Origin of the sequence: Clostridium ragsdalei P11 (assembly GCF_001675165.1) — a bacterium.
GTDB classification, from domain to species: domain Bacteria; phylum Bacillota; class Clostridia; order Clostridiales; family Clostridiaceae; genus Clostridium_B; species Clostridium_B ragsdalei.
On the sequence record NZ_LROS01000002.1, the window covers coordinates 71,396 to 86,534 of the forward strand.

General features: G+C 31.0%; 15 protein-coding genes. 8 read left to right on the plus strand and 7 right to left on the minus strand.

Annotation, left to right across the window (positions count from 1 at the left end):
• Positions 1 to 14: 14 nt before the first annotated feature.
• From CLRAG_RS00900 to CLRAG_RS00910, 3 genes are read right to left on the minus strand one after another with little or no spacing between them, the layout of a single operon-like run.
• Entirely contained in the window at positions 15 to 791 is a 777-nt protein-coding gene (locus CLRAG_RS00900) for a lantibiotic immunity ABC transporter MutG family permease subunit (RefSeq protein WP_065076635.1), read from the minus strand.
• 1 nt (position 792) lies between these two features.
• Positions 793 to 1,554 (minus strand): lantibiotic immunity ABC transporter MutE/EpiE family permease subunit, encoded by a 762-nt coding sequence (locus CLRAG_RS00905; protein ID WP_065076636.1) that lies wholly within the window; start codon positions 1,552 to 1,554, stop codon positions 793 to 795.
• Entirely contained in the window at positions 1,551 to 2,270 is a 720-nt protein-coding gene (locus CLRAG_RS00910) for a lantibiotic protection ABC transporter ATP-binding protein (protein ID WP_065076637.1), read from the minus strand. The genes CLRAG_RS00905 and CLRAG_RS00910 overlap by 4 nt, the downstream gene beginning before the upstream one ends.
• 190 nt (positions 2,271 to 2,460) lie before the next feature.
• On the opposite strand from CLRAG_RS00910, the gene CLRAG_RS00915 reads away from it, so the two are divergent.
• Complete coding sequence (locus CLRAG_RS00915) at positions 2,461 to 4,176, plus strand: methyl-accepting chemotaxis protein (RefSeq protein WP_065076638.1); 1,716 nt, start codon at positions 2,461 to 2,463, stop codon at positions 4,174 to 4,176.
• A 108-nt stretch (positions 4,177 to 4,284) separates the two neighbouring features.
• On the opposite strand, the gene CLRAG_RS00920 is transcribed toward CLRAG_RS00915, so the two are convergent.
• The 3 genes from CLRAG_RS00920 to CLRAG_RS00930 all read right to left on the minus strand — a co-directional run bounded on the left by CLRAG_RS00920 (position 4,285) and on the right by CLRAG_RS00930 (position 7,586).
• On the minus strand, positions 4,285 to 4,806 hold the full coding sequence (locus CLRAG_RS00920) for a metal-dependent hydrolase (protein ID WP_065076639.1): 522 nt from the start codon (positions 4,804 to 4,806) through the stop codon (positions 4,285 to 4,287).
• A 30-nt stretch (positions 4,807 to 4,836) separates the two neighbouring features.
• Complete coding sequence (locus CLRAG_RS00925) at positions 4,837 to 5,361, minus strand: peptidylprolyl isomerase (RefSeq protein WP_065076640.1); 525 nt, start codon at positions 5,359 to 5,361, stop codon at positions 4,837 to 4,839.
• Positions 5,362 to 5,537: 176 nt separating this feature from the next.
• Positions 5,538 to 7,586: a methyl-accepting chemotaxis protein gene (locus CLRAG_RS00930; protein WP_065076641.1), complete on the minus strand. Its 2,049-nt coding sequence runs from the start codon at positions 7,584 to 7,586 to the stop codon at positions 5,538 to 5,540.
• Between the two features lie 362 nt (positions 7,587 to 7,948).
• Here CLRAG_RS00930 and CLRAG_RS00935 point away from each other — a divergent pair, with 362 nt between their 5' ends.
• Entirely contained in the window at positions 7,949 to 8,299 is a 351-nt protein-coding gene (locus CLRAG_RS00935; protein ID WP_065076642.1) for a four-helix bundle copper-binding protein, read from the plus strand.
• Between the two features lie 175 nt (positions 8,300 to 8,474).
• A complete protein-coding gene (locus CLRAG_RS00940) occupies positions 8,475 to 9,584 on the plus strand; it encodes a metallophosphoesterase family protein (RefSeq protein ID WP_065076643.1) in 1,110 nt (369 codons plus the stop codon).
• A 330-nt stretch (positions 9,585 to 9,914) separates the two neighbouring features.
• Here the strand turns inward: CLRAG_RS00940 and CLRAG_RS00945 are convergent, their stop codons facing one another.
• Positions 9,915 to 10,745, minus strand: a complete 831-nt coding sequence (locus tag CLRAG_RS00945; RefSeq protein ID WP_065076644.1) for a DUF6385 domain-containing protein — start codon at positions 10,743 to 10,745, stop codon at positions 9,915 to 9,917.
• A 460-nt stretch (positions 10,746 to 11,205) separates the two neighbouring features.
• On the opposite strand from CLRAG_RS00945, the gene CLRAG_RS00950 reads away from it, so the two are divergent.
• The 5 genes from CLRAG_RS00950 to CLRAG_RS00970 all read left to right on the plus strand — a co-directional run bounded on the left by CLRAG_RS00950 (position 11,206) and on the right by CLRAG_RS00970 (position 15,104).
• On the plus strand, positions 11,206 to 11,841 hold the full coding sequence (locus tag CLRAG_RS00950) for a YdcF family protein (RefSeq protein ID WP_242872071.1): 636 nt from the start codon (positions 11,206 to 11,208) through the stop codon (positions 11,839 to 11,841).
• A 114-nt stretch (positions 11,842 to 11,955) separates the two neighbouring features.
• Positions 11,956 to 12,393 carry a MarR family winged helix-turn-helix transcriptional regulator gene (locus tag CLRAG_RS00955; protein WP_065076645.1) on the plus strand — a complete coding sequence of 146 codons (438 nt, stop codon included), beginning with the start codon at positions 11,956 to 11,958 and terminating at the stop codon, positions 12,391 to 12,393.
• A 98-nt stretch (positions 12,394 to 12,491) separates the two neighbouring features.
• Positions 12,492 to 12,803, plus strand: a complete 312-nt coding sequence (locus tag CLRAG_RS00960; RefSeq protein WP_065076646.1) for a 2Fe-2S iron-sulfur cluster-binding protein — start codon at positions 12,492 to 12,494, stop codon at positions 12,801 to 12,803.
• Between the two features lie 24 nt (positions 12,804 to 12,827).
• Positions 12,828 to 13,289, plus strand: a complete 462-nt coding sequence (locus tag CLRAG_RS00965) for an L-2-amino-thiazoline-4-carboxylic acid hydrolase (RefSeq protein WP_065076647.1) — start codon at positions 12,828 to 12,830, stop codon at positions 13,287 to 13,289.
• Positions 13,290 to 13,307: 18 nt separating this feature from the next.
• Complete coding sequence (locus CLRAG_RS00970; protein ID WP_065076648.1) at positions 13,308 to 15,104, plus strand: FAD-binding protein; 1,797 nt, start codon at positions 13,308 to 13,310, stop codon at positions 15,102 to 15,104.
• The last annotated feature ends 35 nt before the right edge of the window (positions 15,105 to 15,139 follow it).

Consider the following 15,139-nt stretch of genomic DNA (forward strand, 5'->3'; position numbering starts at 1 on the left):
GATACTTTTATTGATTATTTTTGTCTACCCTCCCAAAAGTGAAAGGAAAGTATATAGAATATAATACAGCAAATTGTCATTATTATCATAGATGTTAGTCCTGTATTTAGCCCATTTTGGGTATATGAGAAAAAAATTTCTTTTGGGGGAATTTTACCTTGAAGCTTGTATTGAGACATAACTATAAAGTTTATAAACCGTATGGGCCACACCCAGGGCAAGAACATCCAAACACTGTCTCCCTGTGCTGTAGAGGCTACAGCACAAATTATGACCCCGGCAAATCCAGTTATATTACAAACAGCTGTATTAAAATGATAAGCTAAAATTAAGTATAAACTATAGAGGAAAATAACACATAAAAATATGAAAGCCCCTGTTTTAAAATACAAAAGATAGTTTATGCTGTTTATATGCAATATGAGTTTCATGGATATGAAAAATAGTAATATAGCAAAAAATATAGCTCCTAAGCACATTGTAAGTAACATGCACAGTTGACTTACAAAAGAAGTTGTTTTATGGGAAAGTTTGCTAAGCATTATTTGACAATGCCCAGCTTGCTTTTCTTGATCAGCAATTAGCGCGCAAAGTACTGCAGCAAGTAATGAAAAGGCAAATCCCATCAGTTTAAAGAAGTTACTAAATATCCCCAAATCACTTGATTTACCAAGCCTTGTAAAAGTCATAAGACAAACTAAGAGAAAAGGCAGCACAATATGTGCCCGGAGAAAAATACTGTGTTTATTTTTAAAAAATTCTGCTTTGTAGCTGTGCCAAAGTTCACTCATATTAATGTACCTCACTTTTTTTAAACGAATAAGTGGTAAAAGTTATTAGAACTAAAAATAGAAAAACTCCTATTAAAATACCAACTGGAATAACTGACGGATTCAATAAGCTGCTTCCTGGTTCTAGGGGTAGTCCATTTGGATGATGATGCAATATTGGACACTGCAGTCTAAGGGGAAAGGTCCATGGAGATAGCCACCACAAAGAGGATGGGGCATAAGCTGCACCGAGCTCTAAATTAGCTGCACAGGTTGCAAGTAATAAGACAAAGAAATTTATCTTTTTACTTAACCATAGGCATAGAGGAATCTGCCAGAGGGATGTAAGCCAGCCTATGATAGCGGCTATAAGACAATAGTAAAATGGTACACTATTTGCTTGTGTCCTAGTAAAGATCATATTTAATATAGTAAGAATTACACATAAAAAAATAGAGGATATCAATGTAAATGATGATAAAATTGTAATTTTAGATATCCAGGTTTTCTTTAAATCAATAGGAAAAGAAAAAATCGTCTTATAACCTGTGCTGTTTTGTTCAAGTTTGTGAAACATACTTGTAGTTAAAGCAATTAAAGCTGGCATCCATAATAAAGACCAATGATTTATAGAAGTAAAAACAGAGTCAGAAGTGAAATATCCAAAGCCTAAATAATCAAAAGTAAAGCTAAGAATAGTACATAATATAGGCATAAAAATAAGTATTTTACGAAGCATAGTTCTTTTTGTTTTAAAATTTTCAGCAATTAGATACTTGTTCATCTGGCAATCCTTCTTCCTCTAGTAGTTTTTTCTGCAACACTCATAAATAGTTCTTCTAAATTTTCACCTGGGTTAACTTTTCCTTGATAACCTAATATGCCGTGACTCATAATTCCCACATAATCTACGATCTGTTCTACTTCTGCTAAGATGTGGCTGGATAGTATTACAGTCATCCCTTCCTCAGGAAAGGATTTTATGAGTTTTCGTAAGTCTTGAATACCAATAGGATCTAACCCATTAGTTGGTTCGTCTAGTATGAGTAACTTAGGATGATTTAAGATTGCAGTGGCAATTCCTAAACGTTGTTTCATTCCCATGGAGAAATTTTTAGCTTCCTTTTTACCTGTATCTGTTAAGTCTACAATTTTTAATACTTCTTTAATACGTTTGTTAGGTAACCCTAAAAGGGTGGTGTGAACTTTTAGATTTTCCTCTGCAGTTAAATTTCCATAAATAGGAGGCTGCTCAATTAAGGCACCAATATTTCTTAAATCCTTACGGGTCCATGTATGACCATCAAAATTGATTTTACCTGAAGTTGGTTTTAGCAGTCCTGTTAACATTTTTAATGTAGTAGATTTTCCTGCACCATTAGCACCAAGAAGTCCGTAAATATGATTTCTTGGAATTGAAATGTTAAGGCCATTTACAGCACAATCCCTTTTAAATATTTTTGTTAATTTTTGAGTTTCCAATAAATAATCTTTTCCCATAATAAATACTCCTTCCTTATGTATAAGAAGAGAATATCAAATAAAAATCAAGATTTTAACAAAATGCTGCTTGGATAAATAAGAAAGTCATTTAGACGAAAAATGTAATACAATAATAATTGATAAAGAGTTCCAGAAATATATCGAATATTAAACTGGGGTATTAAACTGTGAAGGGAGAAGAATTTTAATGAAACAGTGGTTTAGCAATTTAAAAATGGTTCAAAAAATAATGTCATTATCTATTTTAACATCTTTATTTATAATAATAGTAGGCATAATTGGAGGCATCTATATAGGACAGATAGGTAAAAATGCAGCTGACATGCATAATGACAATTTAGCTGGTATAAATGCTATTAGAGCTTTAAAGGACAATCAAACGGAAATTAGGGCAGACCTACTTTCTCTTGTATACAAAAGGGATAAAAATGAATTTAATGATATAAAAAAAGAAATAGCTAATTTAAAAGAAGATAATACTAAAATTATGAATACTTATGAAAGTTCTATTACGAAGGATGAAGATAGAAAGCTATTTGAAGAACTAAAAAAGTCAGTAAATGAGTATAGAGACATTCGTGAGCAACTTATAAAGCTTGTTAGTGAAAATAACTATGATGAAGCACTTAAAGTTTACCCTAAAGTTAGTATTGTAAGGAAAAAAATGAATAGTCAAATAGATAATATGATTAATCTCAATGTTAAGTGGGCTGATGATAAGGATGATGTTAATGACAAGATGACGGCCAGTGCTTTTATTTTTATTGTAATTGTAACTGTTTTAGGGTTGGTTGTTTCTGTCTTACTAGGAATACTAATAGCTAAACTGATGTCGGAGAAAGTAAAAAAGATATTGCAATTGGGAGAAGCTATTGGAAGTGGGGACTTAACACAAAAAATAGATGTTAAGAGTAAGGACGAAATTGGCAAGCTTGCTGAAGCTTTAAATAAGTCAATGGAGAATATAAGAAATTTAATTTTACAAATTAGTAATAGTTCTACAGATATAAGTGCTTCTAGTGAAGAACTATCTGCAACAACAGAAGAAGTTTATGCTAGTATAGAAACTGTAAATGAGTCCACTGAACAAATAGCAAAGGGAAATGAAAGTTTAAGTGCTGTAACGGAAGAAGTAGATGCTGCTGTTCAGGAAATAAACTCAACTACAGCTGAACTTTCAAATAAAGCTGATAATGCATCATCTTCAGTAAAAGAAATAAAAACACGGGCAGCTGAGGTTAAAACTAAGGCTAAAGCAGATATAGAAAATGGAGATAAAATTTATAGTGAAAAGCATGAGAACATTATAAAGGCCATAGAAGCAGGAAAAGTTGTTGATAAGGTAAAAGTAATGGCTGATTCCATAGGAGATATAGCAGAACAGACAAATTTATTGGCTTTAAATGCAGCTATAGAAGCAGCTAGTGCTGGAGAACACGGCAAAGGATTTGCAGTAGTGGCAGAGGAAGTAAGGGGACTGTCAGAGGAATCAGCAAAGGCTGTTACGCAAATTCAGAGTATGGTAGTACAAGTTCAAGATGCTTTTAATAATTTATCTAACAGTGCAAAAGATATACTGGAGTATATAAATAATAATGTAAAACCAAGCCAGAAACTGCTTCTGGAAACAGGTATGGCATATGATAGGGATTCTGAATTTATGAATAATATGGCTAGAGATATAGCATCAGCTGCAAATAAAATGAGTCAAACTGTAGATCAAGTAACAGCAGCTATTGATAATATATCCTCAACTACACAAGAATCTGCATCAGGGTCTGAAGAAATATTAGGTAGTGTAACTGAAGTTTCCACTGCAATACAGGATATAGCAAAATCTGCACAAACTCAATCGGAACTTGCACAAAATCTTGATGAAATGATTCATAAATTTACTGTATAGATATTTAAAAATTTATTTTATAAGTTCTAAGTATTATAGAAAACATGCGAACCTAATCGCATGTTTTTTTTATCCGAAGAATTACTTGATTTAGGATACTGTGTTTAATTAGAGTTTACCATTTCGTATGAATTCATTTAATCTTTTGTTTTTTATAAGTTTTATAAAAAAATACATAATAATTATAAATCCTACTATTTCAGTTAGGTAGTAGGAGGGATCTGTAAGAAGTCTTTGAAGCGTTCCTTGTGACCAATTTCCTTCTGGTCTTTCAGGGAATTTAAATCCTAAAAATGGCCAAAAAAGTATTCCTTTATATAACTGCATACTGTCAAGTATTAGATGGATTGAAGTTGAAACCCCAAGTGTGAAAATACGGTTTCCTTTATTTCTTTTAATACGACCTATGCCTATTGATAAAAGTATAAGTGAAAATAAAAGAGTATGCCCGAATATACGACTATTATGGAAGGTATTTCTAAATAGAAATGCTCCTATGGGCTTATCTATGAGGTCAGGAAGAATTGCCCCAACAAGAACAAATCTATAGTCAATTGTCTCCTTTTTATGTATCTTTTCATAAAGTTTAAAAGCTGCTGTTGTGGGGCCAAGGTGTCCAAAAAAAACCATATAATTTATCTCCTAACCTAATTATTTATTTTAATCATTTGTCTTTTGTGGTTCATCATATTCTTTGCCAAAAGTATCTATGGTTACATTTTTCATCTTTTGGTCTTCATAAGGCTTATCATTGTAATCTCTTTCTTGTGCTACAATTTCATCTACTGTATCAATTCCTTCTACAACTTTTCCAAAAGCAGCATACTGACCATCGAGATGAGGTGCATTATCTGTCATTATAAAAAATTGAGAGCCTGCAGAATTAGGAGCCATAGTTCTAGCCATAGATATTACACCTTTTTCATGTTTCAAATTATTTTCAAAATTATTTGATGAAAATTCACCCTTAATTGAGTAACCTGGGCCGCCCATTCCTGTGCCTTCAGGATCTCCTCCTTGAATCATGAATCCTGGTATAATCCTGTGAAAAATTGTACCATTATAAAATCCCTTTTTAACTAATGATATAAAATTATTTACTGTATTTGGCGCGGTGTCGGGATAAAGTTCTATTTTTATTAATTTACCATTTTCCATTTCAATTGTAACTATAGGATTTTTCATTTATCTTCCTTCTTTCATTAAATTTGTATGTATTTATACAATAAGTTTTATTACAGCTTCTGTCAAGTAAGTAATATTGAAATAAAATAAACAATTAATAAGTGAAAAGAGGAACGTGCCTAGATTTAATTTACACTGATCTAGGCACGTTCCATTTTAGATATATTCTATTATTTTTACATCTTAAACGTATTTATATCTGAGCCTAATTTTACAGCCATATTAGATAAATTCTCTGATACTTCTGCTACTTCTTTCATAATAGCCATTTGTTCCTCGGAGGAAGCTGCTATACTTTGTATACTTTCTGATGATTCCTTAGAAATATCTGATATTTTGTTTACTGAATTAACCATATCCTGTATGGAAATTGTAATTTGGTGTACTCCCTTAGCTACATATTGTATTTGATCAGAAACACTACTTATATCTTTTAATATTTCACTAAAAGAAGTCCCTGTATTTTTAACTAAATTAATACCCACTTTAACTGATTTGCTGCTTTCTTGCATGGAAGTTACTGCTTTTTGAATTTCATTTTGTATTTCTTTAATAAGTACATTAATTTGAGTAGATGAATTAGATGACTGTTCTGCTAATACTCTGACTTCTTCTGCTACAACGGCAAATCCCTTTCCATGTTCTCCAGCTCTGGCAGCTTCTATAGCTGCATTTAAGGCAAGTAAATTAGTTTGTTCCGATACATCTATAATAATAGAACTTATATTTCCGATTTCTCCTGATTTACTATTTAGTATATTTACAACTTTTGATAATACTGTAGTATTATTATCTATGATTTCCATCTGTTCTACAGCATTATTTACCACACTTGTACCTTCTTCGGCTTTTTTATAAGTTTCAACAGAATGATTTGTAACGTCCTGTACCTTTTCGGATATTTTATCTATATCTCCATAAATATTGGTCATACTATTTACTGTTTTATCTGCATCTGCTACCTGGTTGTTGCTGCCTTCAGCTATATGAGATACAGATGTTGCTATTTGACTTGCAGTGGTTTCTGTCTGCTCAGAACTAGCAGCTAATTCCTCTGAAATAGAAACTATCTGCTCTATACTTTCAGAAACCCCTGAAATCATATTTTTTAAGCCTGCAGTCATACTATTTAAATTTTTACTCATAATATTTAACTCATCTTTTGTGTTTATTTCTAATGTTTTTGTTAAATCTCCCTTAGAAACAGCATGTACTAATTCGTTAACTTTTGATATGTTATTCCTAATTTGTCTACTAAACCAGATTGCTACAAGTACGCTTAGTGCAATAATTATCAAAAATGTAAGTATTGTTTTAAAAAGAAAAGACTTAAGTGGAGCATATAATTCTGATTGAGAAACAGTTATGGCTATTGTCCAACCTGTTTCTGGGACTGTAGTATAATATACTCTATATTTATCATTATTTTGGTAGAAAGTGTTTTCACCACTTTTCTGTTTTACAATGTCATTTCCAATAGCTGCTAAACTACTATTACTGTCATTTGAAATTTTAACTTTCATAATTTTGCTTTTATCTGGGGCTGATATATATGTCCCATCACTACTTAAAAGGAAGGCTCTACCACTTGTACCAAACTTCATGTCTTGTATAGCTTTTTGTAGACTAGTTAAATCCATGTCTGCTGTAGTAGCACCAATAAACTGTTTGTTTTGATCATAAAAAGGTGATGCTGCAGTAACCATGGTAACTTTACTAGTATCATCATAATAAGGTATAGACCAAACTAAGCTCTTATTTGCATTTTTGGCGTTTTTATACCAATCATACTTGAAATAATTATAAGTTTCATTACTATACTCATCTGTATATTCTACATTACCGTTATTTTTATATGCATAGGGTCCATAGTACTTTTGACTTGCATTATATTTATTTGGTTCATACCAGACTCCTGAACCATATGTTTCCTCATTAGTTTTTACAAAGTTCTCCAATAAGGATTTATAAGCATCTGGGCTTAAAGTGCCTCCTGAAGTCTCGGCTACTTTGGCCAAAGTTTCAGCTACTTTACCATCCTTTAATAAAAGTTTTTGAATATTTTCTACAGACTCATGTAACTTATAGTCCATTTTTTCATCAATTTGAGCATTGATCATGTTTTTAGAATTAGTATATCCAATAAAGGATACTATAGATGTTCCTAGTAAAACTAATGGTAAGATACATGCTAAAATTTTTCCTTGCATATTTCTTAATTTCAACTAAATTACCCCTTTTCAAGTGTTATTATATGGATTCTTTAATATTAATGTGGATTGCGTATATTATTTATGTTTTGTACATATAAAAGTGCAATTAGTTTAGTATTATAAAAATCCCCTTTCTACCATATCATAAGGGAAATTTTAACTCAATTATATTTGAAAAGAAGTATATATTCTCAAATATATTGTGACAATTATTCTATACTTGTTAACATTTTCTTAAATTTAGTCATGAAAATTATTTATTCTATTATTTATTGGGGGTTTTTCTAAAATAAGAGATGCTATTAAATGCATAAAGTCAAATATTTAGAGCAAAATAAAATGTAGACATAAAAGTTTTAAGGAGGGTTTAGATTATGAATTCAACTTTAATGGCTCCAAATGCTCAGTATCAATCATGTATTGATTCTTGTAATAAATGTATGCAATTATGTGAGGAATGTTTCAGAATGTGCCTGTCAGAACCAGATGTAAAGGCAAGAGAACATTGTATAGTTGATTTAGTTGATTGTGCAGAAATTTGTAGAACAGCTGCAACTACCATGGCTAGAAGAGGATATCATGTAAATGATATTTGCAATTTGTGTGCAACAACTTGTGATGAATGTGCATCCGAATGCAGCAAATTCAATGATGAACACTGTAGAATGTGTGCAGATGCATGTCGTCAATGTGCTGATGAGTGCAGAAGAATGAGGACTATGTAAAAAAAGTATAGTGATAAAAGTATAATGACAAAAAGAAACCTCTTTGTGTTTTCACGAAGAGGTTTTTGCAGTATTTTTATTAGATATTGGAACCTTGTCCCTATTAATGAGTATTATATAATAGCAAAATAAAAATTTCAAACAATTAAATATCGTTAAATTTGGGGATGAGAATATGGAACATGATTCAAAAGGAAAAATAAAAACTCACTCACAAAGGGAAGTTAGTTCAGTATCTAAAAAGGAAGGAATTATACTAGACTTAAGTGATTTGCACTATACAACAGACATCGATGAAAAAAATGAAGCATACCTTTTAATAAGTGACTTAAAAAAGGTTTACTTTGATAATCCTGAAAGCAGTATAAAGCTAACTGATATTGATTATGTAGTAATTAGTGGAGATTTTGTTGAACGTGGCGATTCAGAATCATCCTTTGAAAAAGCATTCAAGTTTATAGATATATTGAGTAAAGAACTTAATGTACCTTATCAAAAAATAGTTATAGTACCTGGAAACCATGATTTAAGTTGGAGTGTTACTATGAGCAGCTATCATTTAACTATTGGTACTCCCGGACCTAACGATAAAGTAGTTACTAATGTTGGAACTGATTTGTTTTATTTAAAAAGAAATGATGCAGAATGGTATAAAAAATTTACAAACTACAGCAGATATTTGTATGAGATGTTATATAAAGTTCCTTTTCCAGATAATCCTAAAGAACAGCTTAAAGTTATATTGGGGGATTTTATAGATAATGAAAAAGTAGCATTCTTCATGTTAAATACTGCTGCTGAAATTGACCAGTTCAATCGTGAAGTAACTTATTTTGATACGGATGGATTAATAAAGGTTTCAAGACAGCTGCCTCAGGACAATATAATAAAAATAGCAGTAGGACATCATCCTGTAGATCTTACAAATAGCTATGGAAATGATATTCCCTTTGCAAATGCACTTCAAAATGAAAATTTTAAAATTTACTTGCATGGCCATGTTCATAGGAGCATAAGTTTGGATTATCTAAACCCTCAAAATATAAATCCTAACATGGTTATGATTGGAGCTGGAGCCTTAAGCGTTGGGAAAAGTGGCTTATGGCCTGGTGTTCCTGAAAGGTACAATGTAATAAAAATATCCAAAACAGATAAACCTGATAAAATACTTGTATCAGTAAATACCCGTCAGCGGGAGTATATAGGAAGTTACTGGCAGCCAGCATATATATACTATAAAGATGACGGAAAAAAGCTGACGAATATATGGAGAAATGTTATATAAATTAATAACGCAACTTTTGCACATATGAAATTTTGACTTAATATAAAAATATTGTGAGACAAAGCTTTTGAAAATAACAAAGTTCAAATAACAAAGAACAGGCAAAGATGATTTCCCTCATACCTCAGGAAATCTATAATTTTAATATTTTCTGACGTTAGGAAGAAAATTATCCTTATTTGATATTTGAACTTTGTACTTTGTTATTTAAAAAAATTGTTTCGCAATTTTTTTAAATAACATTATACTGGGAAATATGCTGATAAATTGAAATCAAACTTATCAGCATATTTCTCAGTGTAAATAAATGTCATATAAAATATATACAAATTATTTGTAAAATTGAAATACAAATGATGCTTTTATATGAGCACTATTTTTACAAAGTAAAAGTAATCTGGAGTATTTACCATAGTACCTTGAAATTAGCACATTTGTAGTATGGGGATTAACTAAAACTTTTGTATCGGTAATCCAGTTCATTAAATTACCACTAACTTGTACTGCCGCAGCAACTGGATAATTACTTTCATTGGTAACGAAAAAAGTACCTTCATTGATGTCTTCAATATTTACTACTTCAGAAACTGTACTTTTATACAAATCAAAAGTCCAGTGATACTCTTTTACTCCCATAAAACGTTTGATTGTTTTAGGTTGCTTATCACAGCAGGTAATTAATAATTTAGGACTTAATTTATCATCTTCCGTGGAATTTGAGCTAAATATAAAGAGTGATTTTTCTTTTTCATCGGAACTTAACATAAATAGTTTGTTCTTTATAATATCAAAATTATTATTATAAAATAGATCCATTATATTTATATCAATAGATCCATGAGAATCTTTATTTACTGTATAGGATATTTGAGTTTGTGGATTACTACATTCATTTAATTCACAAATATTCTTGTCCACTTCTGATATATATAGATTAGGACTCAGAGACAATGTCTTTAACTCTTTTAAATATAGCCTCAAAATTATAGAATTAATATGAAAATCCTTTAACCAATTAGAAATATCAAAAAAGATATAACCTTTATAATCTTTATCAGACTCAAGTCCAGTAAAAAGTGTGTTTAGTATAATATTTTTAGGGTTTAAGTTAGTAGCGGTGAAACATTTTGAAGCAGGTATTTCTATAGAGGTATCTTCCATAATATATCACTTCCTTTTTATTGTAAGTAACAGGTGCATAACATAATAATTTAATAGAAGTAATATAAGGTATATTTTATAAACAAATTCAATGCCCATAGTATCAGTATAGAAAATTTAATTGAAAAGTTGACTTATATTTTAGATATTTTTACTATTATAACTGCTTCAATATAGTATATAATGGAAGTATATAAGAATGAAAACTGTGGTAAATATGATTTGAGGGGTATATGATAGATTACAATTTTAATGATATAAGTGATTAAAAAAACTGGGTTATAAAATATTATGTTTTAGGATGGTGTTTAAGATTAAAAATTTAAAAAATCACAAGGGTATAGGATACTTCCTAGTGGCCTTTGGAATAATCAACATATTATATTTTATTAGCTGCTTCATAGTATTTAGCAGGTTTGTGAATTTTTCAGAGTTTTTTGTTATGTTAGGAATTGCTTGCGTGATTTTAGGAATTTATAAAATAAAGTTTCATGAAAATAACTTTAATAAAGTAATGAAAAAGTTTTTGACAGTTTTAAAAGTTTTTATATCCATAATTGCTATTTCATTTATTTTTGTTGAAGGATGCATTTTTGTAAGTGCTAATGAAAGTCATAATAAGAAACCTGATTACATTATGATTTTAGGTGGTGGGATTAGCGGAAGAAATATGCTTCTAGTTCAACTTCAGAGGACTCAAGAAGCACTTAAATATATAAAACAAAATCCAGGTATAAAAGTCATTGCTTCAGGGGGACAAGGACCTGGAGAAGATATATCAGAAGCAGAAGCTATGAGGATATACCTTGCTGAGCATGGAGTAAAGAATGAAGACATAATAAAGGAAGAAAAATCCAAAAATACTTTGGGAAATATGAAATATACTAGAGAGATTTTGAAGAAAATAGATGGTAGGGAAAATATACAGCTAGCTGTTGTTACAAGTAATTTTCATGTTTTTAGAGCTAAATTTTTGGCTAAAAGATATGGATTTCAAGTTGAAGGTGTTCCTGCATCTGTAAACTATTTGCTGTTGCCTAATTATTGTGTAAGAGAATATTTTGGGGTTGTTAAATCTTTTATTTTTGATAGATAGAAGAAATTAAACAAATTGGTTTAAAAAATCATATAATTATCTTGACAAATTTTATAAGATGTTTTAGTATTATTACATAATATAAATATTACGAAGTAAGGAAGAAAATACACTATGATAAAAGATGAGGATATTAGAATTGTTGATAAAGCTATACATGAACTCGTATATAAAATGATTAACAGCAAATTTTTAAATGATTATTCAGATAAAACAAAAAAAATGTCTATGCTTGATTTTAGAGTATTAAGAGTAGTAGCAGAAAATCCAGGAAAACAGATAAAGGATTTACTTAATATATTGCAAATTCCTAATAGTACACTTACAAGTGTTATAAATCGTCTTGAAAAGCGTGGAATTGTAAAGAGAGTTATAAGTCCAGAGGATAGACGCTCATTTAATCTTGAAATCACTGATGAAGGCAAAGCTATTCAAGAAGAACATATGAAGTTTGATTATGAAATTGCTAAAAAATACTTGGAAGCAACAGAAAATGATCAGGGAAAAGAATTTCTTATTAAATTTTTAAGGAGATTAGCAAAGTCTTTATGATATAAATTTGTTTGAATTCAAACAAATTTTTTTTGATAAATTATTACGAACTACAAAATATTTATACTTTAAAAATTTTATTAATCGGAGGTATTGAAATGAAAGTAAAAGTATATCGATTTGAACCAACAGTAGAAGAAGCTGAACATTATGACTGTTTTGATATTCCAGTAATTTTTGAAGAAAAGTGGACTGTAATGAATGTTCTCGATTATATCCAGGAACATTGTGATAGCAGTTTGAGCTATTACAAACACAGTGCCTGCGGCCATGGAATTTGTGGAAGATGCACTCTTATGGTTGATGGTATTCCTTCTCTTGCATGCACACATGTAATAGAGAAGGGCGATGAAATTGTCCTTGAGCCTTTAAAAGGAAGAAAAAAAGTAAAAGATTTGGTTACTATATAAAGATTATAGGGGGAGGTAAATAAAATGAGTAATTTAAAAAGTAGTGAGGAACCAGCAGTTAAATTTGCAAAGCTTATGGCTGAACTGTATTATTTTATGGCACAGGAAATGGTTGAAAGAATGGGAGAAGAAAATGGAAAAGATGCAATTTCATCTGCAGTTAAGAAGTTTGGGAAGGCAAGGGTAGATGCGATGAAAGCTGAAGCAAAAGAAAAAGGTTTGGATTTAAACAATCCTAGAACTTATGCTGCCGTTAGAGACATGCCTTCAAATGCTTGGAAATATTCAGATAATGATCAATCAGAAATTACTTATTGTCCTATGGGGGATATATGGTCACAATATGGAAAAGCTGGTATGGAATTAGGACATCTATATTGTGAAATAGATCATATTTTGTTTGAAGCTTTTGGTATGAAGCTGGAAAGACCCTATTGCATTGCAAAAGGTGATAAAGTTTGTAAATTTAATCTAAAAATGTTATAAAATTAGGAGGCTGTTAAAATGCAAATAGATAAGATAATTGATACTGACATATTAGTTGTTGGAGGCTCTGGAGCAGGGTCAATGGCAGCTGTAACAGCTGCTGAAAAAGGAGCAAAAGTACTGCTTGCATTAAAAGGAAAGCTTGGGAAAAGTGGTAATGCTATTATGGCAGGAGCAGGATTTTCTATGGATGGAGAAACTGCATATTATAAATATGGACTCAAGGAAGCAGATCCTAGAAATACGAAGGAAAAATTATTTGAACAAATTGTAAAGCAGTCTTTTTATCTAAGTGATCAAAATATGGTTGAGCAGTTTGTTAATGATTGTGGTGAATGCTGCTGGAAACTTAAACAGTGGATTGAAAAAGCAGGACATAAGGTTGCATTCTTTGGAGAAGAAGGATATATAACATCAGGTAAAGCTGTTGCAGATGGATGCCGATATGGAGTTTCTGAGGCAGGCAGCATTGATGTTATACAAGATTTTATGGTTGCAGATGTTTTGATGGAAGATGGAAGAGCTGTAGGTGCAGTTGGAATAGATATATATTCAGGAGAGATTATTGAAATTAGATCAAAGTCAGTTATTTTAGCTACTGGCGGATATCAGCCCTATTCCTTTAAATGCACTGTTTCCGATATGACTGGCGATGGAATGGCTATGGCGTACCGTGCAGGAGTCAAGCTTGCAGATATGGAATTTTTATTATATATACCAGCAGTTGCCCTTTCACCATCAGTATATAAAGGTTCAATTTATCCTTTCTTACATTCCAGTATGCTTATGCCCATTGTTAAAAATGGCAAAGGAGAATCAATTTTAGACAATATACCTGAAACTTTACTTAAAATGGCCAAGGAAAGTGAAATGGGAAAGCTTATATTTACGTATTATTATGGAGATCAAATTGCAAAAGGAAAAGCAACTCCAAATGGAGGAGTATATTTTGATTATTCCAATGTACCTTTTGATATTTATGAAAAAGCCTTAAAAAAATCTGAGCCATTAATGAACATGTGGTATAGAAAAGGATTCTATCAAGGAAACAACTTGGATACTTTTGTTGAAAATATAAGAAAGGGCATTCCATGGGAAGTAGGTATTGGCTCAGAATACAGCATGGGTGGCATTGAAGTAGACGAAAATATGTACACTGGAGTACCAGGACTTTATGCAGCTGGTGAGACTACAAGTGGTGTATTTGGAGCTATGAGGGTTGCAGACGGACTTATTGAAATGCTTGTACATGGTTATAGAGCAGCATTGTCCGCTTGCAAATATATACAAAATGTAAATGAGCCAAGTATGAAAAATACTAATATTGATAGTATAATTAAAGATATTTTTTCACCTCTTGAAAGAAAAGAAGGGATAAGTCCTATAAAAATACACAGAAATATAGAAAAGACAGCTGATGCTGGATTCAACTTTAGAAGAAATGAAGAGGGACTTACAAAAGCTTTAGATGATATTTTAAAAATACACAAATATGACATAAGCGCAATGAGTACTAAAAGTAAAAATAGAGTTTATAACTATGAATGGATAGAATCAGTACAGGTTCGAAATCTTTTAACTTGCACAGAAGCAGGTGTAAGAGCTGCCCTTATGAGAAAAGAAAGTAGGGGTACACATATACGTGATGATTATGAATTTGTAGATAATGATAACTGGCTTTTAAGGATTATGAGTTTAAAAAGTGAAGACGGAACTATGAAATTATCAACCAGAAAGCCTAAAGTAACAACAATGGAACTCCCAAATGGTAAAAATAAGAATATTCCTGATTATATGCTTTCAATGTTAAAGTAAGATAAGACATACTTTTTGAGTGAATTTTTACTCAA